Raw genomic sequence first — 19,324 nt, forward strand, 5'->3', positions numbered from 1 at the left:
CTTCACAGCCTCAAGCTTGTACTCGCGGCTGAATATTCGTCTTTGCATTCATGCTCTCCGGTTTCAGGAGGAACACCTTAACTCGATGTCCATGAAACCGGCAGCAGGCCATCTTCTGAATCTTAGGTTTCCAATTCTCAGTGACGGAATATTGGAAAAGCACATTTGGTTCGTCTGAAAAGTTGTATAACTCCGCGTCTCTTCCACGGTCCCCACCGGGGCTTGCCATAGTGCGAAGTCCGCTGAACTCGGTCGAGAGAAAAGCAGAACAAAGACTCTCAAAACGCTCCCAGTCGCTAGGCTTAAGCTGCTCCAGGGCGAGTTCAAAGCGGCTGGACGAAATCGACATTGACGCTCCCAAGGCGGCTCAAAAGATCATTTATATCAGAATCTATGCACTCCACGCTCCGATGTCGAGCAAGGCCAGATTGCGATATTTTGCGCATCGTGGGTCAACTTAGCCTTCTAAACCGGCGACTGAGTGGCAAGCGCGATCTCCTCAGATCTACAGCTCGTATTAAGTCTGGCCGATCGACCTTGTAAAGGAGCATGAAAATCTTGCCGCCTTGGTGAGATGTTGGCAATCGCGCACGGGGCGGGGCAAATCCTTTGCATGTCGGATGAGTATCGCTTCCGACATCATTTAAGTGTACTAATCAACCAGCGCAACAAACAATAGAATGTACGAAGAATGTTTGGCTGGGGCGCCTGGATTCGAACCAGGGATGACGGTACCAAAAACCGTTGCCTTACCGCTTGGCGACGCCCCACCAGAGCTTGAGCGGAAACCGCTTGCTCAAATCGACGCCTGATTAGCAAAGCTCTTCGCCTGTCACAATGACTAAGTTTAACCCGGCGCAGATTTATGCGCTGCGCAGCACCCGCCGTCGTGCTAGGAATTGGCGACGTCATCGGCCCGAGATCATTCCTTCATGGACAGTCCCGCATTCGACCTCGCTTTCGAGCCGGCCTATGGCCAGGCCGTGCCGGTTGTTTCAGGTGTCGAGCGGGTTACAGCGAACAATCCCGGCCCTTTCACCTTTTTCGGCACCAACAGCTATATCGTCGGCGCGGCCTCCGTCGCGGTCATCGATCCCGGCCCGGAGGACGAGGCGCATTATCAAGCGCTGATGGCAGCCCTTGCCGGCCGCGAGGTGACGCATATCTTCGTCAGCCACACGCACCGCGACCACTCGCCGCTGGCCAAGCGCCTGCAGGCGGCAACGGGGGCGGTGACGGTGGGGCAAGGGCCGCACCGGCCGGCGCGGCCGTTGCGCGAGGGCGAGATCAATCCCTTTTCCGAAAGCTCGGATCTATCATTCGTGCCCGATATAGTGCTCGGTGACGGTCAGACCCTATCGGGCGATGGCTGGGCGCTGACTGCGGTGCTGACGCCGGGGCACACGGCCAATCATGCCGCCTTCGCGCTTGAGGGCCGTGACATCCTCTTCTCCGGCGATCATGTCATGGCCTGGTCGACCTCGATCGTCGCACCCCCGGATGGTTCGATGGCGGATTACATGGCTTCGCTCGACCGGCTGATTGCGCGCGACGACCGACTGCTGCTGCCCGGCCATGGCGGGCCGGTGACGGAGCCGGCCGGATTCCTGCGGGCGCTGAAGGCGCACCGGCTGAAGCGCGAGCAGGCGGTGCTGGCGCGCGTCCAGGCGGGCGACGGGCGGATATCCGAGATGGTGAAGGTGATCTATCGCGACACCGATGCGAAGCTGCATGGGGCAGCCGCCCTTTCCGTGCTCGCCCATATCGAGGACCTTTTGGAGCGCGGCGAGATTGCGGCGGATGGGCCGCCTTCGCTTGCCGCTACCTACCGGCCGGCAACAGGGAGATAGGGATGACGCCCCGAGCCGATTACAGCTATCGCGACGATGCCGACGTGCCCGCCTTTGCCGATGACCGGCCGTTGATCGTCTTCGACGGCGAATGCGTGTTCTGCTCCGGCTGGGTGAAATTCGCGCTGAAACATGACAAGCAGCGGCGATACCGTTTCCTCGCGGCACAGACGCCGCTCGGCGAGGCGCTCTACCGGCATTACGGGCTCCACGCGCGCGATTATGAGACCAATATCCTGATCGAAAACGGCCGCGCCTTCTTCAAGTCCGACGGCTCGATCCGTATGGTGGCGGGCCTCGGCTTTCCCTATTCGCTGGTCAAGATCTTCCGGCTGCTGCCGCGGCCGGCGGCCGATGCGCTCTATGAATTCATCGCCCGCAACAGGCTGAAGATTGCCGGCCGGCAGAGCTGCATGGTGCCGACGCCGGAGCAGCGAAGCCGCTTCATCACATGAGCGAGGACCGGTTTTCGCTGCTCATCATCGGCGGTTACGGCACTTTCGGCGGGCGGCTTGCCCGGCTGCTTGGCGACCAACCCAGGCTGAGGCTCTTGGTTGCCGGGCGCTCGCTTGAAAAGGCTGACGATTTCGTTGCAGATCTGCGGACGCCGAAAGATGGAGCCGAGGGCCTGGGAAGCAACAATCTCGGTGCGATGGTGCAGGCCGTCAGCTTCGACCGCGACGGCGATCTCGCCGAACAGCTGACGCGGCTAAGGCCGCATCTCGTCGTCGATGCCTCGGGGCCGTTCCAGACCTTCGGGAAGGATGCCTATAAGGTGGTCGAGGCCTGCATCGATCTGAGCATCGATTATGCCGATATCGCCGACAGCACCGGTTTCGTCGCCGGCATCGATGGGCTCGATGCGGCGGCCAGGGCCAAGGGCACCTTCGCGCTCTCGGGGCTCAGCAGCCTGCCCGCCCTCTCCTTCGCGGCACTCGATGCGATGGCGCCGCATTTCTCGCGGATCGACAGTGTCGCCGCCGGCATTGCCCCCTCGCCGCATGTGCGGATCGGGCTCAATGTCGTGAGAGCAATCGCCACCTATGCCGGCAGGAAGGTCACGGTGCTGCGCCATGGGCGGCCGGCCTCCGGGCGCGGGCTGATCGATGCGATGCGGGTGACGGTGGCGCCGCCGGGGGTTCCGCCGCTGCGCAGCCGGAAATTCCTGCTGGTGGATGCGCCTGACCTGGCGCTGCTGCCGGGGCGCTTTGCCGATCTCAAATCCAGCTTCACCGGGGTCGGAACAGAGCCGCAACCACTGCAGCACTTGCTCAGCCTTGCGGCACGGCTCGTCCACCTCCGGCTGCTGCCATCGCTGCTGCCGTTTGCTCGGCTGCTGCAGCGCGCCAGCCATGCTTTCGCGATCGGCGAACATCGTGGCGGCATGTTCGTCCGCGTCGGCGGCGTCGATCATGCGGGAAAGCGGCTGACATCAGGCTGGCATCTGATTGCCGAGGGTGATGACGGGCCGTTCATTCCGATCATCGGCGTCGACGCGCTGGTGCGCCGGCTGCTGACCGGCGTGCGGCCGGAGAATGGCGCCCGGCCGGCGGCGGGGGAATTGCAGCTGGCGGATTTCGAAGCGGCCTTCCGGCGTTTTCAGATCACATCCGGCATCCGGATGGAAAACGAGGCCGCACCCCTGCCGCTCTACCACAGGATTCTCGGCAGCGCCTGGGAGCGGCTGCCGCCCGCCCTATCAGCCCTGCATGCCGGCGGCGCCCGCGTCGCCTCCGGCCGGGCGCGGATCGAACGCGGCGGCGGGCTGCTGGCGCGGATCGTCGCAGGCGTCATCGGCTTTCCCCCAGCGGGCGAGGATGTGCCGGTCACGGTGCGGTTCGCAAGTGATGGCGACAGGGAGATCTGGACGCGGGATTTCGGCGGCAAGGTGTTCCGCAGCTGGCAGGCCGAAGGCAAGGGCCGCGACCGGCATCTGCTCGCCGAGGTGTTCGGGCCGTTCCGGGTGCTGATGGCGCCGGTGCCGGATGGGGAGAAGCTGCGGCTCGTGGTGCGCGGCTGGCGGTTTTGCGGGATTCCGCTGCCGCTGTTTCTGGCGCCGGGTGGGGATACCTATGAGGAGGAGCGGGATGGGCGGTTCCACTTTCATGTGGAGATCGGTGGGCGGCTGACGGGGTTGGTGGTGCGGTATACCGGGTGGTTGGTGGTGGAGGGGTGACGGTGATGTGCCTGTCGGTTTGCGCGGATAGCTGCCCCTCACCCTAACCTTAGTGAGGTCGAACCCTGCGAGAGCGAGCGAGGAACGGAGAGATTGCCGCAAATCTCTTCTCCTCTCGGGGAGAAGAGGGAATCGAGAGGCTGCGGCTCGCAGGGCGTCGAGTCCGCCGCACCCTATCCCGGCCCTTCGCTTGGGCTCAGGGCGTTCGCAACTGCAATCGATTCACTGGATCGATTGCTGGCGCTTTGCGCCACCGTTGCTCACCCACCCGCAATCCCCAAGAGCTCGGCATCCAGCGCCTTCAGATAATCGCCGGCGATTTCGGCGCTGAAGCCGAGGTCGTGTTGGCCGTAGCGGGAGGCGACGCGGATGTCGACGAAGGTGGTTTCGGCCTCTTCGCGCAGCCGAATGAGAATATCGAAGCGCAGGCCGAGGATCAGCGTGCGGGTGGTGCCCTGCAGCGTCACGCCGTTGGCGCCGCGGATCAGCTTGGCGACATCGTCGTCATAGGGGCGCGGCGTCGGCACGGGGATGATATCGGGCGCATCGGCCACGGCATCGTCGTTCGGCTGCGGCGGCTTGACCGGCATGTCCTCGGGATCGCGGCCCGGCTCGGTGTCGCCATTGCTCCTGGTGATGGTAATGCCGCTCATCTTGGCGACCTTGCGCACCGCTTCCAGCACGCGGTCGAGTGCGCCCTCATAACGCCGGCCGGTGAGTTCGGGATAGGCGGTGAGCTGCTTTTCGCGATCGTCCGGCGTCACCTCCGGATTGCGCTTCAGCCAGATCTGGTCGGAGTGCGGCGGCGACAGCCAGTCGGGTGCGGAGACCGGATCGGTGGAGACATCGTAAATATCAGGCAGCGTCAGATAGTGCTCGGTGGCAAAGGCGCCGATAGCAAGCGGAAAGGCGGCATAGATCAGTGCCGCCAGCGCCGCCAGCCCGCCTTCGGCCCCCGTCATCCAGAGGCTGCGCAGCCCGAGGGCGGCGAGCATGGCGGCGAGCAGCGCGCCGCCGGCGGCGGCAATCAACAGCAGCACCAGATAGGGCGTGGCCAGACCGCCGAAGCGGTGGGCGATGATCACCGCCAGCGCCAGCACCAGGGAAAACGCCCCGAGCAGCCGCGAAAAGCGGGCGGCGCTGGAAACGGGACGGTCGAAGCGGATGGCCATCAAACTTACCGGTTGCTCGTTAGCGCCCGCGCGTTCGACCACGCAAATCGCCTCACCCCTGTTTAGAACATGATGCCGAAAAGTGTGAAGCGGTTTCGGACGACATCATGCTCTATTCTTTGATTTAGATCCGGATTCAGATTTTAGGCCGGCCCGGCCCAAAATCATCCGGACCCGGGGCAAGATTCGGCTAGATTGAAACCATTGTCTGAAGCATTGCGTTTGAATCCACGGCGAAGGCCATGACGAAACGGGGCCGTTTCATAAGCCCTTGCTGATATGCCAAAAAAAGGCCATTCTGCCACGGTTTCATCTCCGATAGAGAGACAGGAGAGACGGGATGATTTCACCCGAGATAGCAGAAAGGCCGCAGGCGTCTGCGCTTGGCGGGATCGACCACCAGTCCGAACCGACGCTGCCGATGGAGCTGCTCGAGCTCGAACTTTCGCTCGAAGGTTATACCGGCGGCGAGGCTGGCTTCTGCGAGGCGGTGCGCCGGGCAGCGGAACGCTCCGGCGGCGAATTGCTGTTCGACCTGCCGGCCTCCGGCCTCGTCCAGGATTGCCGCCGCATCGCCGTGCTGCGCATTCCAGGCGACGGCCAGGCGATGCGCGTCGTGCTGGCGCTGCTCGATGACCACGGCACGGAGATCCGCATGCAGGCGCCGGATGAAGACACCGCGCCGCTCGTGCGTTTCGCCGATGCCTTTGTCGAATTGCTGGAGCGGATCTAGGTTCTAGATCAACATTTTAGCGACGCTCGGCCGCGGCTTCCGCAACGCTGCGGAAGGGAAACTTGCGCCCGCATTCGCACTTGATCACGAAATTTTCCTGCTGATTGGCAGGCCGTTGCACGCCAAAACCGCGCGGCAGCTGATCGACCTTGAAATCCGGGTGCTTGCGCTTGGGATCGTCGACTTCCGAGGCCTCGGCAAAGCCCTCATTGCCGCATTGCGGGCAGCTCAGTTTTTTCGAAAATCGATCGCGAATGGCCATGCTCGTTCCAGAGTGTTTTCCAGTCCCCTCATACAGAGGAATGTCCGGTGGCGAAAGTGGAACCATATGCGGACGATGCCGTTCCTTTTTCGAAAAGGAGGCACTCATGCCCAACAAAGACCCGATCCCGACACCCAATGCCGATACGCCGCGCGGCCCGACGCCGACCCCCGGCATTCCCGACCCCATCCAGCAAAAACCGCCGCTGACGCCGGCGCAGGACCCGGCCGATACGAAGAACCCGCAGGATCCGCCGCTCAATCCGGCGCTGCTGCCGATCGGGGATCCGGCTGGGGCGGCGTAGACATCGTCGAGCCACGTGGCTCGACCCCGGTCGGTGCCGGCAGGCGGATGAGGGGCGGCTTGACGGCATCGGCTGAAAGGACTTTCCTCTGGGAAATGCATTCCAAGGAATAAACCCATGCGCTATCCCCTTCTCGTCACCGCCCTGGCCACCATCATCGCCGGGCTCTCCGCCTGCCAGACGATGACGCCGGAGGAGCGGCGGGCGGCGGATGAGCAGCGCTGCCTCGGCTACGGCTTCCGGCGCGGCACGGATGGTTTTGCCACCTGCCTGCAGCGCATCGAACTCGACCGGCGGGCCGAATCGCGGGCGCAGAGCGCCGAGCTGATGCAGAGCATGGCCTGGGATCTGAACGGGCCGTATATCTACCGCGATCACTGGCGGCATCATCACTGAGTGCCGCGGACGCCCCTGCCCTGGCGCCACCGACTATCTTACAGGCTTCCCCGCAGGTCTTTCGGACCCCGCCGGATCTCTTCCAGACCGCCTGAGATCACCGCCTGCGCCGCCGCCAGTCTGGCGATCGGCACGCGGAACGGCGAGCAGGAGACATAATCGAGGCCGATCGTTTCGCAGAAGCGGATCGAGGCCGGGTCACCGCCATGTTCGCCGCAGATGCCGAGCTTCATGTCGTTGCGGGTGCGCCGGCCGCGTTCGGCGGCGATGCTGATCAATTCGCCGACCCCGTCGAAATCGAGCGAGATGAAGGGATCGTGCTCGATGATGCCCTTGCGCTGATAGGTGGGGATGAAGGCCGAGGCGTCGTCGCGCGAGATGCCGAAGGTGGTCTGTGTCAGGTCGTTGGTGCCGAAGGAGAAGAATTCGGCGGCTTCGGCAATCACATGGGCGCGAAGGGCCGCACGCGGCAGCTCGATCATCGTGCCGACGAGATAATCGATCTTCATGCCGGCCTCGCTCATTACATTGCCGGCCACCGCGTCGATACACGCCTTGACGTAATCGAGTTCGGAGCGCAGGCCGACCAGCGGCACCATGATCTCCGGCACGACGGCGGCCCCGGTTTCCTGGGCTGCGGCAATTGCCGCCTCGAAGATGGCGCGGGCCTGCATCTCGACGATTTCAGGATAGGAGATCGCCAGCCGGCAGCCGCGATGGCCGAGCATCGGGTTGAATTCGTGCAGCGCATCGACGCGCTGGCGCAGCACGGTCGCCTCCATGCCCATGGCGAAGGCGACTTCGGCGACCTCGTCATCGGTCTTCGGCAGGAATTCGTGCAGTGGCGGATCGAGCAGGCGGATCGTCACTGGCAGGCCGTGCATGACGGTGAACAGGCCGGTGAAATCCAGCCGCTGCATCGGCAAGAGCTTGTCGAGCGCCACCCGCCTGCCCTTCTCATCGACGGCCAGGATCATCTCGCGCATCACATGGATGCGCTCGCCCTCGAAGAACATGTGCTCGGTGCGGCAAAGGCCGATGCCTTCGGCGCCGAAGGAGCGAGCGGCGCGCGCATCGGCCGGCGTATCGGCATTGGTGCGCACCGTCATGCGCCGGGCGCGGTCGGCCCAGCCCATGATGCGGCCGAAATCGCCCGACAGCTCCGGCTGGGTCATCGGCACCTCGCCCTTCAGCACCTGGCCGGCCGAGCCGTCGATGGTGATGATGTCGCCCTTCTTCAGCGTCACGCCGACGCCGAGCAGCCGCTCGTTGCGTTGATCGATGCGCATGGTGCCGGCGCCGACGACGCAGGGGATGCCCATGCCGCGGGCAACCACCGCAGCATGGCTGGTCATGCCGCCGCGCGTCGTCAGGATGCCTTCGGCGGCATGCATGCCGTGAATATCCTCGGGGCTGGTCTCGACCCGGAGCAGGATGACCTTGCGGCCTTCGGATTCCGCCTCGACGGCCTCTTCCGCGGTGAAGACGATGGCGCCGGTGGCAGCGCCGGGCGAGGCCGGCAGCCCGGTGCCGATCACCTGGCGGGTGACGCGCGGATCGATCGTCGGATGCAGCAGCTGGTCGAGGCTGGATGGCTCGATGCGCAGCACCGCTTCGTCCTCGGTGATCACGCCCTCATCGACCATGTCGACGGCGATCTTCATCGCTGCCCGGGTCGAGCGCTTGCCCGAACGAGTCTGTAGCATCCACAGCCTGCCGCGCTCGATGGTGAATTCGATATCCTGCATGTCGCGGTAATGGATCTCGAGCTCGGTGCAGATGCGGCAGAGCTCGCGAAAAGCCTCCGGCATCAGCTTTTCCATCGAGGGCTTTTCGGAGCCGGAGGAAATCCGCCCCTCCTCGGTGATGCTTTGCGGCGTGCGGATGCCGGCCACGACATCCTCGCCCTGGGCATTGACCAGGAATTCGCCGTAAAGCGCCTTCTCGCCGGTCGAGGGGTTGCGGGTGAAGGCGACGCCGGTCGCGGAAGAATTGCCGAGATTGCCGAAGACCATCGCCTGGATGTTGATCGCCGTGCCCCAGCCTTCCGGAATATTGTGAAGCTGGCGGTAGGTGACGGCGCGCGCACTCATCCAGCTGGAAAAGACCGCGCCGACCGCACCCCAGAGCTGGACTTCGGGATCCTGGGGGAATTCCTGCTCCAGCTCTTCCTCGATCAGCTTCTTGTAGAGCGAGACGATATGCTGCCATTCCGAGGCGCTGAGTTCGGTATCGAATTCATGGCCGAGCTTGGCCTTCTCGTCTTCCAGGATCTCCTCGAAGGCGTCGTTGCCGAGACCCATGACGACATCGGCATACATCTGGATGAAGCGGCGGTAGCTGTCCCAGGCAAAACGCGCATCGCCGGCATCGTGGCCGAGCGCCTGCACGGTCTCGTCGTTGAGGCCGAGATTGAGCACCGTGTCCATCATGCCCGGCATGGAAACGCGGGCGCCGGAGCGCACCGACAAGAGCAGCGGCTGGCTGACGGAACCGAAATGGCGGCCGGTGATCGCCTCTATCTCGGCAATGCCGGCGCGGACCTCGGCCTTCACGGCCTCCTCGATGCGGCGGCCGTTCTTGTAATAGGTGGTGCAGGCATCGCTGACGATCGTCAACCCCGGCGGCACCGGCAGCCCGAGGCTGCACATCTCCGCGAGATTGGCGCCCTTGCCGCCCAGAATCTCGTGATCGCGCGCCCGGCCCTCAGCCTGCCCGTCGCCGAACCTATAGACCCACTTGGTCATCTTCCCCCCAACACCAAACCGGGATCAGCTCAATCCCTCAGTTTGTTGACAAAGCTCGCTCTTTTCTCGGCGTCATCCCAGGCCTTGTGCCGAGGATCTGCTGCGTAGATCGGTTGCAGATGCCGGGGCACGAGCCCGAGCGTGACGAAAGAGAAGCAGGCAGGCAGTGTCATCAGTCTGAGTTACAGCTTAATGCCTTGGAGTTGAAATGAAAATCGACAAATGCGGCAAAATGTTGCGTTGCACAATAAATCTTGGCTGCGGCCAGAGGCGAAACGATTGAAACATCGCCCGGACATAAGAGAAGGCATAAAAAAAGCTTTGCGGGACTGCAACAATGTCCCGCAAAGCCTTGTTTCCGTCCGGCCAGGAAAACCGGACGGGGGGTCCCTCAACCCAGGAACGGTTCAACTTTTTGTAAAGAGAACCGTTCTGACCTTCGTTTTACGCAATTCCGGGGAAAACAGATCGCTGCTTCTCCTGGAATTGCTCCAACGGTTTCCGGTTCTTGCCCTCGCCCGGAAAACCGCACGTAAATTCGACAACTCACAACCTTTGATCGCTCGCTTTGCAGCAAAGTAATTAGGTTGCGTTGAAACAACTTCTAATGCAAGTCAGCGAAAAGAGCATCACCCAAATGGGGTACGGGAGGCCGGGAAGCCGACCTTTTTTGGTGTTTATTTCCTTCCATTTGATTTTACGCAATTTCTGGGCGCAAAACCGCACCATACCTTTGCTGAAATTGCGTCTGGCCGGCGGCTGCATGGATGCTCGGGTCAAGCCCGAGCATGACGGAGACGGAGGGCGCGACGGCAAGAGTGGAGACGCCCGGAGCATTGTCTTGGTCAGCAGGTTCCCCACACTCCGTCATCCCAGGGCTTGGCCAGAGGATCCACCCCGCAAGCACTGCCGGCCTGTGAAAATAAGAAATGTCACTCTTCCCCAAGGCAGAGAGACACCGCAAGGCTCTCCCCTACAAAACCTCAGGCAATCTCGCGCAGGCGCTCGGCCGTCTGCAGGTCGACGGAAACGAGCTGGGAGACGCCCTGCTCGGCCATGGTGACGCCGAAGAGGCGGTTCATGCGGGCCATGGTGATCGGATTGTGGGTGATGATGACGAAGCGGGTCTCGGTGGAGGCCGCCATTTCGTCCATCAGATTGCAGTAGCGCTCGACATTGTGGTCGTCGAGCGGCGCATCCACTTCGTCGAGCACGCAGATCGGCGCCGGATTGGTGAGGAAGACGGCGAAGATCAGCGCCATTGCCGTCAGCGCCTGTTCGCCGCCCGATAGCAGCGTCATGGTCTGCGGCTTCTTGCCAGGCGGACGGGCGAGGATTTCCAGGCCGGCTTCGAGCGGGTCGTCGGATTCGATCAGCTGCAGCTCGGCCGTGCCGCCGCCGAACAGATGGGTGAACAGCCGCTGGAACTGGGCGTTGACGATGTCGAAGGCGGCGATCAGCCGCTCGCGGCCCTCGCGGTTGAGGCTCTGGATGGCGCCGCGCAGCTTGCGGATCGCATCGATGACGTCGTCGCGTTCCTTGATCAGCGCTTCGAGCTTTTCGCTCAGCTCCTTCTGTTCCTCGTCGGCGCGCAGGTTGACAGCGCCGAGCCGCTCGCGCTCGATCCTCAGACGCTCCAGCTCGCGCTCGACTTCGCGCGGATCGGGAAGCGCCTGCATGGCCGGGCGGCCGGTCAGTTGCAGCGCCTCGTGGGGGGCGACGTTCAGGACCTCGCGGATGCGGCCTTCGCTTTCCTGCCGCTTCTCGCGGGCAGAGACCAGGCGCTCCTCGGCGCGGCCGCGGCGTTCACGGCATTCGGCAAGTTCCGACAATGCCGTCGTCGCCTTCTGGTCGGCCTCGCGCTGGATGCGTTCTGCCTCAGCCAGCAGATCGCTGGCCTGGCGGCGCGCCTCCTCGGCCTTTTGCAATTCGCTGAGCAGAGCACGGCGCTTGTCGTCGAATTCATCCGGCGCCAATTCCAGCTCGGCTGCCTCTTCGCGCGCCTCTTCCTCGCGCTCGCGCAGCGTGGCGACATGATCTTCGCCGCTTGCCGCCCGCTGGCGCCAAGTCTCGCGCTCCTGGCCGATCGCCACGATGCGGCGCTGGCGGGCGTCGTTTTCCCTGGCCAGGCTTTCATGGCGGGCTCGGCTTTCGGCGAGCGCGCCGCGATCGGTCGCAACTTCGGCCTGCTGGAAGCGCAGCCGCTCGTCAATCGCTGTGAGATCAGGCGCGTCCTCCAGCTCGATGCGAGCATTTTCCTCCTGGACGGCAATCTCCTCCAGCTGCGCGCGCAGCTGGCTGGCGGCCTCGCTGACGACGTCGCGGCGGCGGATGAGATCGCCGGAGGCACGCTCGGCGGCGGCAAGCGCATCGCGGGCTTCGGCGAGATGGCGCGCCGACAGACGGCTCATGTCGCGCGCCTCGGCAAGCCGGCGCTCCTCGGCGCGGATCGCCTCAGCTGCGGCCGCCTGCCGCTCCTCGGCTTCGGCAAGCACGTCGCGGGCAAGAGCGGCCTCGCCTTCGAGTTCGGCCAGGCGGTTCTTCTGGGCAAGGCGGAGCGCGGCGGCACTCGGGGCATCGGCACCGGTGACATGGCCATCCCAACGATAGACGGCGCCCTCTTTCGTCACCAGCCGCTGGCCTGTTTTCAGCGCCGCCATCAGCGACTGCGCTTCCGCTTCGGCGACCAGGCCGATCTGGCGCAGGCGGCGAGTCAGTGCCGCGGGCGCGCGGACATGGTCGAGCAGCGGTGTTACGCCGGTGGGAAGCGCGGGATCGGCGGCGCCGTCGCCATTGACCGACCAATGCGCCGGGGCCTCGGCATCGAGCGGCGATTCCAGATCGTCGCCAAGCGCAGCACCCAGCGCCGTTTCGAAGCCGCGATCGACCTTCAGCTCATCGGCAACCGGCGGAAATTTGCCGGCGGCCGCACCAGCGGCGAGCATGCGGGAAATGGTTCGCGCCTCGGTCTCCAGCGCATTCAGCGCCGAGCGGGCCTGCTCGACCGGGGCGCGCGACAGCGCCTCGGTCTGGCGGGCAGCAGTCAGCGCCTGTTCGATCACCTGGACGGCGGCGTCGGCGTCGGCGACGGCGATTTCGCCGGCCTCGACGATGGCGCGTTTTTCGTCCGGATCGGGCAGGCCTGATATCTTCTCGCCGATGGCGGAGAGTTCGTGGTTCGCCTCATCCATCTGCCGTTCGAGACGCATCCGCCGGTCGGTGAGATCGCGGATGGCGCGTTCCAGCTGGTTGCGGCCGGCAGCGGCTTCCGCGCGCTCGGCCGTCAGCTGGGTGAAGATGCGCTCGCTATCGGCCAGTTTGGCCGCCGCGCCCTCGAAAGCCTCGCGGGTCTCCTCGGCGTAACGGCCGGAATCGGCGAGGATTTCCGCAATCTCCGCCTCTTCGGCGTCGAGCTTGGCCAGGATGACGGCATTGTCGGCCACCAGCCGCTCCTCGCGTCTTATATCCTCGGCAAGCTGGGCGAGACGGCGGGTCAGCTCGTCGCGGCGGCGCAGGATACGGCCGGCATCTTCCTCGAGCTGGCTTCTGGCGATCTGCAGGCGCTGCAGCGCGGCGGCCGCCCGGGCCTCGCCCTCGCGCAGTTCCGGCAGTTTCAGGCTGGCGATGCCCTGGTTCTTCGCCGCCTCCATCTGCAGCTGCGCCTTTTCAGCGACGACTGATGTCGCCTGGTTCAGCGCGCTGTCGGCCTCGGCCTCGGCCTCCTTGGCCTGCACCCAGCGGATATGCAAAAGCATCGCCTCGCGGGCGCGGATGTCGGCAGACAGCGTCTTGAAGCGGTTGGCTTGGCGGGCCTGGCGCTTCAGGCTCTCGATCTGGCTTTCGAGCTGTGAGGTGACGTCGTCGAGACGCTCGAGATTGCCTTCGGCGGCGCGCAGCCGCAGTTCGGCCTCGTGGCGGCGGGAATGCAGGCCCGATATGCCGGCCGCCTCTTCCAGCAGCTGGCGGCGGGCCTGCGGCTTGGCCTGGATCAGCTCGCCGATGCGCCCCTGCCCGACCATCGAGGGCGAACGCGCGCCGGTGGAGGCGTCGGCAAACAGCAGCTGCACATCCTTGGCGCGGCTTTCCTTGCCGTTGATGCGATAGAGCGAGCCCTGCTCACGCTCGATGCGGCGCGTGACCTGGATCTCGTCGCTGTCGTTGAAGGCGGCCGGTGCGGTGCGCTCGCCATTGTCGAGATAGAGCGCCACTTCGGCGGTGTTGCGCGCCGGGCGGTTGCCGGAACCGGAAAAGATCACGTCGTCCATGCCGGAGGCGCGCATGTTCTTGTAGGAATTCTCGCCCATCACCCAGCGCAGCGCCTCGACGAGGTTCGACTTGCCGCAGCCATTCGGCCCGACGACGCCGGTCAGCCCCCGTTCGATGATGAATTCCGTCGGCTCGACGAAGGATTTGAAGCCGACCAGGCGCAGCTTATTGAACTTCATGCAGAAGCTCCGGCGCGCGGGGCGGGCTTGTCACGCAGCCACAAAAAAACGGGCGCACGGCTTTCGCCGTCGCCCGTTCTATCGAAACGATCCGGTTCAGAGCAGGCTGTCGATGAGCTTCGACATGGTGTCAACCGGCATGTCTCCAGAGTAGCGCTTGCCATTGATGAGGAAAGTCGGGGTGGCGTTGACGCCGAAATCCTTGGAACCTCTTTCCCGCGTGGCGTTCACTTCATCCAGAAGCTTCTGGTTCGTCAAGCATTTCGTGAAGCTATCCTCAGTAAATCCGGCAAGCTTCGACATCTGCAGCAGTGCGGCGCGGCCGTCATCGGCGGCGGCCCAGATCTGCTGCTGCTTGAACAGCATCGAAACCATCGGGAAATACTGTTCCGGCGTGCTCAACTGTTCCGGATTGGAAGAGCTGCAGCGGGCGAGCATGAAGGCTGCGGCGGCGCGCGGGTCGAAGGGGAATTCGCGGATGATGAACTGCACCTTGCCGCTGTCGACATATTTCTGCTTGATCGTGTCGAAAGTGGTGTTGTGGAAATGAGCGCAATGCGGGCAGGTCATCGACATATATTCGACGATCTTGACCGGGGCGTCGGCCTTGCCCAGCGCCATTTCCGGCAGCGCACCGGGTTTCAGCACCTGGGCCATATCGACATCGCCGTCAGACTCCGGCATGTCGGTCGCCGCTGTGGCCGCCGTCTGCATGGTGTCGACATTGGTGCCGTCGGCCATGGTCTTGCCGGAAGACGAAGCATCGGCAGCGTCCTTGCTGTCGTTGCAGGCGACAAGCGCGACGGCAGCTGCGGCGATGGCGATACCGCTGAGCAGGCGGCGTTTCGTCAGTTGCATTTCGGACATCTGCATGGGTTCCCCATAACTAATGAGATTGACGGCGTGATTGTGCGATATAACGGCTTGCGGCCGCTCACAAGCCACGGATCACCAACTTCCTTCAAAGAATTGTGACCGTGATGGGACCAAAAGCGCACGTTGCGTCCGAAATCGGCGGTTCTCAGTTTTCACGGAAGGCCGAAGGCGTATTTCGGCCGGCATAAAACAGTCTCAACACCTGCACCCGATCCTTCACGATCCGGTAAGCGATCGTCACACGCCGCTCGAAAACCAGAATTCGCACGCCCGGGGCAAAATCCTCGCGCGGCGCTCCCCCTTCCGGCATGTCCTCGAGATCATGACAAACCTGCTTCAACCGGCGGATAAATTCGATGGCCGCCAAGGGATTGTCGGAAGCGATGAATTCGTAGATATCAAGCAGATCCTTCTCTGCTCGCGGACGAAACGCAACCTTATGCGCCACCGCCCTCAGCCTTCATCCGCTCGGCGTGCAGACGTTCGAGCCGCTCGAAGACAAGATCGGCATCGATATCCGAACCCGGGCCGTCGATCGCCTCGCGGATTTTCAGACGCATGATTTCGTTGATCGCATCCTCTTCCCGGTCGAGCGCGCGCAATGCAGCGCGGATAACCTCGCTCGCCGAACTATAGGCGCCAGATTCCAGCCGCGCTTCCAGGCTTTTCTGCTGGCTACCGAGCGTCACGGTAATAGGTTTGCTGCTGCGCATTCCTGTTACTCCCATCAAGTGATTACAGTGTAATACACTTGGAACGGAGTTCAAAAGAGGCTTTATGCGCAAGCTTTTTAGCTGACGTTCGGCCGCTCGACCCGCCGCCGACCGGGCGGCCTGATCTTTGTATCTCGAACCAAAGTCCGGCGCTTCTGTTGTCGCGCCGGACTTCGCAGTCTACTGGATCACTTGCATTCGGGGTCGTCGCCGAAGCCCTTGCAGAAGAACTCGGCGGCATTTTCCTTGGTGATCATCTTCGACGCGATCTCGATTTCCATCGAGCCATCGTCCTTCTTCGTCAAGGTTCCGAGCTTTTCCAGCGCTGCGGTGTCGTTGGTGGCAAGCGCGTGCGCGGCAATGACGCCTTCAGGGGCGACGGTGGAATAGGTGAAGGTCGCGGTCAGATCGCCCTTGGCAACGGCGCGGATGGCGGCATTCTCGCCGTCGATGCCGATGATGAGGATGCCTTCCTTGTCACGGCCGGCAGCCTGGATCGCCCGCAGCGCACCAAACGCCATATTGTCGTTATGGGCGTAAACGGCCTGGATCTGCCCGGCCGGGAAACGCTGAAGCGTGTCTTCCATGAACTTCAGCGCCTTTTCCTGGTCCCAGTCGGCGTGGGTTTCGGCGATCACCTTGATATCGGTGCCGGCAATGGCTTCGGCAAATCCTTCATGGCGTTCAACCGCGGGAGCCACAGCCGGGTCGCCCTTGATCTCGACGACATTGCCCTTGCCTTTCAGCGCCTCGGCGATGTACTTGCCGGCAAGCGTGCCGATGGGCTTGTTGTGCGGGCCGACATGCAGCGTAACGGGAATATCGAGGCTGCGCTCGAGCGTGATCACCGGAATGCCGGCAGCCAGCACCTGCTTGATGGTCGGAGCGATAGCGGCGCTATCCTGCGCCGAAATCATCAGAACCTTCATGCCCTGGACCATCAGGCTTTCGACATCCGAAATCTGCTTTGCGGACTTGCCTTCCGCGTTGGTGACGAGCAGATCGACATCCTTGAAATGTTCCGCTGCATAGGCCTGGTTGCGTTTGGTCATCGTGTTGCGGTGGGCCGAGTTCGAGCTCGCCTGCGAGAAGCCGATGATGATCTTGTCGGCGCTGAAGGCGGGGGCGGCCGTCAAGACGGTGGCGAGCCCGGCGGAGATGATGAGCATACGTCTGGTGATGTTGAGCATTTTAAGTCCTCCCTCTGGTTAACACGCTACTTGCGTGGTTTTCTTCCGGCTTCGAGCAGCACGGCAAGAACGATGATCGCACCCTTCACCACCTGCTGTGAGAATGGTGAAACGCCTGCGAGATTGAGAATGTTTGCGATGATGGCCAGCACCATGGCGCCGCCGATCGTGCCGAGAACAGTGCCTTCGCCGCCGAACAGCGACGTGCCGCCGATCACCGCGATCGTGATTGCCTCCAGTTCGAGGCCGAGGCCGGAATTCGGGTCGCCGACGGACAGACGGGACAGGAAAATCAGGCCGGAAAGCGCTGCCAGCACACCACAAATGATATAGACGCTGAAGATGACGAGCGGCACGTTGATGCCGGAGAGCCTCGCCGCTTCCTCATTGCTGCCGACCGCATAGATGGCCCGGCCGAACTGCGTGAAGCTGAGCACGACGGCGGCGATGATGCAGACTGCCGCAAAGACGTAGATCGGTGTCGGCACGCCCAGCATATAGCCGCCGCCGAGCACGAAGAAACTGTCGGCGAGCTTTCCCGGATTGACGGTTCCACCATCGGCGATCATCAGCGCGAAGCCGCGCACCATGACCATGCAGCCGAGCGTCATGATGAAGGCCGGAATGCGGAAATAGGAAATGCCGAAGCCGTTGACGCAGCCGACGAGGGCGCCGATGGCGATACAGATCAGCACCATGAGCGGGATGGGCATCCCCTGCTCCATCAGGACCGCGCCGGTGACGCCAACCAGCGCGACGATCGACCCAACGGAAAGATCGATCCCCTTGGTGAGGATCACGAATGTCATGCCGATGCCGAGGATCCCGTAGAGGGCGACCTGCCTCAGGACGTTCAGGATATTGATAGGATTGAGAAAATGAGGAGAGATCAGCGAGGCGGCGATGATCAGTACGATCAATGCACCGGCAAGACCCGTTCCGCGCGGAAGATATTTCATGGTAGTCCCCTCATTAATGTAGTGCCGCGAAGTGCATGACGTCTTCTTCGGTTGCTGTGCGTGCGTCGAGTTCAGCCGTCACCTCACCCTCTCTCAAAACGTAGAGCCGGTCGCACAAACCAAGGATTTCCGGCAGTTCGGAAGAAGCCATGACGATTGCCAGCCCACGGGCTTCGGCCAGTTCGACCAGCAGGTCGTAGATCTCGCGCTTGGCTCCGACATCGACGCCGCGTGTGGGTTCGTCGGCCAGCAGAATCTCGCATCCGGCGCTGACGAGCCGGGCCAGCACGCATTTCTGCTGATTGCCGCCCGAAAGGTTCTGCGTCGCTGCCGCGGCGTTCGGCGTCCTGATCCGCAGCCGCTCGATCAGACCGTTGACGATTTTGCGCTCGCGGCGGAGCGACAGAAGCCCGAAACGGACGATCTGCGCGAGGCTGGCCGACATGATGTTGAAGCCGACGCTCTGTATCAGGAAGAGGCCTTCCGTCTTGCGGTCTTCCGGCACCAGGCCGAGCCCCTTGGTGATGCCGGCGCGCGGCGAACCGATGCTGGCCATCGCGCCGTTGATCCTAACCTCGCCGGCACCGCGCGGGTCAGCGCCGTAGATGGCGCGCAGAAGCTCGGTGCGGCCTGCACCCGCCAGCCCGAAAAGACCGACAATCTCGCCCTTTCGAACATGGATGCTGACGTTTTTGAGCAGCGCTGGCGTCGAAATGCCCTGAGCGGACAGCGCTTCCTCGCCGATCCGGGGCGTGCGGGTGGGGAAGACGTCGCCCACTTCCCGGCCGACCATGCTGCGAATGAGATCGTCCGTCGTCAGGCCATTTGAAGGTCCGTTGTGGATGACTGTGCCGTCGCGCAGGATGGTGACCGTGTCGCTCAGTTCGAAAACCTCGCGCAGGCGATGCGAAATATAGACGAAGGCAACGCCGCTCTCACGAGCCAGCTGCCGGACAACCCGGAATAGCTGGTCGATCTCTGCCTGCGCCAACACCGCCGACGGCTCGTCGAGAACGATGATCTTCGCATTGCGGGCCAGCGCCTTGGCGATCTCGACCATCTGGCGCTTGGCAACGGAGAGCGTGCCGATCCGTGCTGTCGGATCGACATCGAAACCGAGCCGGTCAACGACCTCCATCGTCCGGCGTTTTGCCTCGCCCCAGTCGATCAGGGCGCCCTTGCATGGCAGCCGCCCCATCAGAACGTTTTCGGCGACGGTCAGGTGCGGCGCCTGCGCCAGTTCCTGATAGATGACCGCGACGCCGCGGGCAATCATCCCGGCCGGCGTCGGATCGAGCACCGCTTCGCCGAAAAGCTCGATGCTCCCCTCGTCGGCCGAATAGGCGCCGGAGAGGATTTTCATCAGCGTCGATTTTCCGGCCCCGTTTTCACCCACCAACGCCCTGATTTCTCCGGGCTGCAGGGAAAACGACACGCCCTTCAGGGCGCGCACGCCCGGAAAGGATTTGGTGATCCCAGCAAGAGCCAGCGCCGACGTCAT

17 protein-coding genes and 1 tRNA gene are annotated in these 19,324 nt (G+C 63.2%); 6 read left to right on the forward strand and 12 right to left on the reverse strand.

Annotation, left to right across the window (positions count from 1 at the left end; translation table 11 throughout):
- Positions 1–10 precede the first annotated feature (10 nt).
- Together ACMUVN_RS23870 and ACMUVN_RS23875 are read right to left on the reverse strand one after the other, a co-directional pair.
- Positions 11–349 carry a hypothetical protein gene (locus ACMUVN_RS23870; protein ID WP_414815513.1) on the reverse strand — a complete coding sequence of 113 codons (339 nt, stop codon included), beginning with the start codon at positions 347–349 and terminating at the stop codon, positions 11–13.
- Between the two features lie 347 nt (positions 350–696).
- A tRNA-Gln gene (locus ACMUVN_RS23875) sits at positions 697–770 on the reverse strand.
- A gap of 162 nt (positions 771–932) precedes the next feature.
- Here ACMUVN_RS23875 and ACMUVN_RS23880 point away from each other — a divergent pair.
- The 3 genes from ACMUVN_RS23880 to ACMUVN_RS23890 are packed head-to-tail and all read left to right on the forward strand — an operon-like array spanning position 933 to position 4,026.
- Entirely contained in the window at positions 933–1,850 is a 918-nt protein-coding gene (locus ACMUVN_RS23880; RefSeq protein WP_183905819.1) for an MBL fold metallo-hydrolase, read from the forward strand.
- Between the two features lie 2 nt (positions 1,851–1,852).
- Positions 1,853–2,305, forward strand: a complete 453-nt coding sequence (locus tag ACMUVN_RS23885; protein ID WP_183905820.1) for a thiol-disulfide oxidoreductase DCC family protein — start codon at positions 1,853–1,855, stop codon at positions 2,303–2,305.
- Positions 2,302–4,026: a DUF4166 domain-containing protein gene (locus ACMUVN_RS23890; RefSeq protein WP_414815514.1), complete on the forward strand. Its 1,725-nt coding sequence runs from the start codon at positions 2,302–2,304 to the stop codon at positions 4,024–4,026. Before ACMUVN_RS23885 ends, ACMUVN_RS23890 begins: the two co-directional genes overlap by 4 nt.
- A gap of 260 nt (positions 4,027–4,286) precedes the next feature.
- On the opposite strand, the gene ACMUVN_RS23895 is transcribed toward ACMUVN_RS23890, so the two are convergent.
- Positions 4,287–5,198: a DUF1499 domain-containing protein gene (locus ACMUVN_RS23895; protein ID WP_414815515.1), complete on the reverse strand. Its 912-nt coding sequence runs from the start codon at positions 5,196–5,198 to the stop codon at positions 4,287–4,289.
- Positions 5,199–5,538: 340 nt separating this feature from the next.
- Here ACMUVN_RS23895 and ACMUVN_RS23900 point away from each other — a divergent pair, with 340 nt between their 5' ends.
- On the forward strand, positions 5,539–5,931 hold the full coding sequence (locus ACMUVN_RS23900; protein WP_097595217.1) for a hypothetical protein: 393 nt from the start codon (positions 5,539–5,541) through the stop codon (positions 5,929–5,931).
- 16 nt (positions 5,932–5,947) lie between these two features.
- Here ACMUVN_RS23900 and ACMUVN_RS23905 read toward each other — a convergent pair whose 3' ends face one another.
- Complete coding sequence (locus ACMUVN_RS23905) at positions 5,948–6,193, reverse strand: hypothetical protein (protein WP_028757164.1); 246 nt, start codon at positions 6,191–6,193, stop codon at positions 5,948–5,950.
- Between the two features lie 106 nt (positions 6,194–6,299).
- Here ACMUVN_RS23905 and ACMUVN_RS23910 point away from each other — a divergent pair, with 106 nt between their 5' ends.
- Entirely contained in the window at positions 6,300–6,497 is a 198-nt protein-coding gene (locus tag ACMUVN_RS23910; protein ID WP_012756389.1) for a hypothetical protein, read from the forward strand.
- Positions 6,498–6,614: 117 nt separating this feature from the next.
- Positions 6,615–6,893 (forward strand): hypothetical protein, encoded by a 279-nt coding sequence (locus ACMUVN_RS23915; protein WP_028757165.1) that lies wholly within the window; start codon positions 6,615–6,617, stop codon positions 6,891–6,893.
- Positions 6,894–6,931: 38 nt separating this feature from the next.
- Here the strand turns inward: ACMUVN_RS23915 and ppdK are convergent, their stop codons facing one another.
- From ppdK to ACMUVN_RS23955, 8 genes are all read right to left on the reverse strand, one after another.
- Positions 6,932–9,640 (reverse strand): pyruvate, phosphate dikinase, encoded by a 2,709-nt coding sequence (gene ppdK / locus ACMUVN_RS23920; RefSeq protein WP_168333470.1) that lies wholly within the window; start codon positions 9,638–9,640, stop codon positions 6,932–6,934.
- Positions 9,641–10,623: 983 nt separating this feature from the next.
- Complete coding sequence (smc, locus tag ACMUVN_RS23925) at positions 10,624–14,085, reverse strand: chromosome segregation protein SMC (RefSeq protein ID WP_414815516.1); 3,462 nt, start codon at positions 14,083–14,085, stop codon at positions 10,624–10,626.
- Positions 14,086–14,181: 96 nt separating this feature from the next.
- Positions 14,182–14,952 carry a DsbA family protein gene (locus ACMUVN_RS23930; protein ID WP_414815517.1) on the reverse strand — a complete coding sequence of 257 codons (771 nt, stop codon included), beginning with the start codon at positions 14,950–14,952 and terminating at the stop codon, positions 14,182–14,184.
- A 154-nt stretch (positions 14,953–15,106) separates the two neighbouring features.
- On the reverse strand, positions 15,107–15,409 hold the full coding sequence (locus ACMUVN_RS23935; protein WP_414815518.1) for a type II toxin-antitoxin system RelE/ParE family toxin: 303 nt from the start codon (positions 15,407–15,409) through the stop codon (positions 15,107–15,109).
- Positions 15,399–15,674 carry a type II toxin-antitoxin system ParD family antitoxin gene (locus ACMUVN_RS23940; protein WP_168333473.1) on the reverse strand — a complete coding sequence of 92 codons (276 nt, stop codon included), beginning with the start codon at positions 15,672–15,674 and terminating at the stop codon, positions 15,399–15,401. The genes ACMUVN_RS23935 and ACMUVN_RS23940 overlap by 11 nt, the downstream gene beginning before the upstream one ends.
- 188 nt (positions 15,675–15,862) lie before the next feature.
- Positions 15,863–16,864, reverse strand: a complete 1,002-nt coding sequence (locus ACMUVN_RS23945) for a substrate-binding domain-containing protein (protein WP_063476501.1) — start codon at positions 16,862–16,864, stop codon at positions 15,863–15,865.
- A 26-nt stretch (positions 16,865–16,890) separates the two neighbouring features.
- Positions 16,891–17,823 (reverse strand): ABC transporter permease, encoded by a 933-nt coding sequence (locus ACMUVN_RS23950; protein WP_097595222.1) that lies wholly within the window; start codon positions 17,821–17,823, stop codon positions 16,891–16,893.
- 13 nt (positions 17,824–17,836) lie between these two features.
- Positions 17,837–19,324: a sugar ABC transporter ATP-binding protein gene (locus ACMUVN_RS23955; protein ID WP_097595223.1), complete on the reverse strand. Its 1,488-nt coding sequence runs from the start codon at positions 19,322–19,324 to the stop codon at positions 17,837–17,839.

It is taken from the genome of Rhizobium sp. IY2, assembly GCF_047532935.1.
In the GTDB taxonomy this organism is placed as follows: Bacteria; Pseudomonadota; Alphaproteobacteria; order Rhizobiales; family Rhizobiaceae; genus Rhizobium; species Rhizobium anhuiense.

Excerpts from the sequence above, each read along its gene's own strand:
- ACMUVN_RS23870 (WP_414815513.1), bottom strand. The coding sequence starts at position 349 with ATGTCGATTTCGTCCAGCCGCTTTGAACTCGCCCTGGAGCAGCTTAAG.
- smc (WP_414815516.1), bottom strand. The coding sequence starts at position 14,085 with ATGAAGTTCAATAAGCTGCGCCTGGTCGGCTTCAAATCCTTCGTCGAG.
- ACMUVN_RS23940 (WP_168333473.1), bottom strand. The coding sequence starts at position 15,674 with ATGCGCAGCAGCAAACCTATTACCGTGACGCTCGGTAGCCAGCAGAAA.
- ACMUVN_RS23885 (WP_183905820.1), top strand. The coding sequence starts at position 1,853 with ATGACGCCCCGAGCCGATTACAGCTATCGCGACGATGCCGACGTGCCC.
- ACMUVN_RS23905 (WP_028757164.1), bottom strand. The coding sequence starts at position 6,193 with ATGGCCATTCGCGATCGATTTTCGAAAAAACTGAGCTGCCCGCAATGC.
- ACMUVN_RS23910 (WP_012756389.1), top strand. The coding sequence starts at position 6,300 with ATGCCCAACAAAGACCCGATCCCGACACCCAATGCCGATACGCCGCGC.
- ACMUVN_RS23950 (WP_097595222.1), bottom strand. The coding sequence starts at position 17,823 with ATGAAATATCTTCCGCGCGGAACGGGTCTTGCCGGTGCATTGATCGTA.
- ppdK (WP_168333470.1), bottom strand. The coding sequence starts at position 9,640 with ATGACCAAGTGGGTCTATAGGTTCGGCGACGGGCAGGCTGAGGGCCGG.
- ACMUVN_RS23955 (WP_097595223.1), bottom strand. The coding sequence starts at position 19,324 with ATGACGTCGGCGCTGGCTCTTGCTGGGATCACCAAATCCTTTCCGGGC.
- ACMUVN_RS23895 (WP_414815515.1), bottom strand. The coding sequence starts at position 5,198 with ATGGCCATCCGCTTCGACCGTCCCGTTTCCAGCGCCGCCCGCTTTTCG.
- ACMUVN_RS23945 (WP_063476501.1), bottom strand. The coding sequence starts at position 16,864 with ATGCTCAACATCACCAGACGTATGCTCATCATCTCCGCCGGGCTCGCC.
- ACMUVN_RS23930 (WP_414815517.1), bottom strand. The coding sequence starts at position 14,952 with ATGTCCGAAATGCAACTGACGAAACGCCGCCTGCTCAGCGGTATCGCC.
- ACMUVN_RS23900 (WP_097595217.1), top strand. The coding sequence starts at position 5,539 with ATGATTTCACCCGAGATAGCAGAAAGGCCGCAGGCGTCTGCGCTTGGC.
- ACMUVN_RS23880 (WP_183905819.1), top strand. The coding sequence starts at position 933 with ATGGACAGTCCCGCATTCGACCTCGCTTTCGAGCCGGCCTATGGCCAG.
- ACMUVN_RS23915 (WP_028757165.1), top strand. The coding sequence starts at position 6,615 with ATGCGCTATCCCCTTCTCGTCACCGCCCTGGCCACCATCATCGCCGGG.
- ACMUVN_RS23890 (WP_414815514.1), top strand. The coding sequence starts at position 2,302 with ATGAGCGAGGACCGGTTTTCGCTGCTCATCATCGGCGGTTACGGCACT.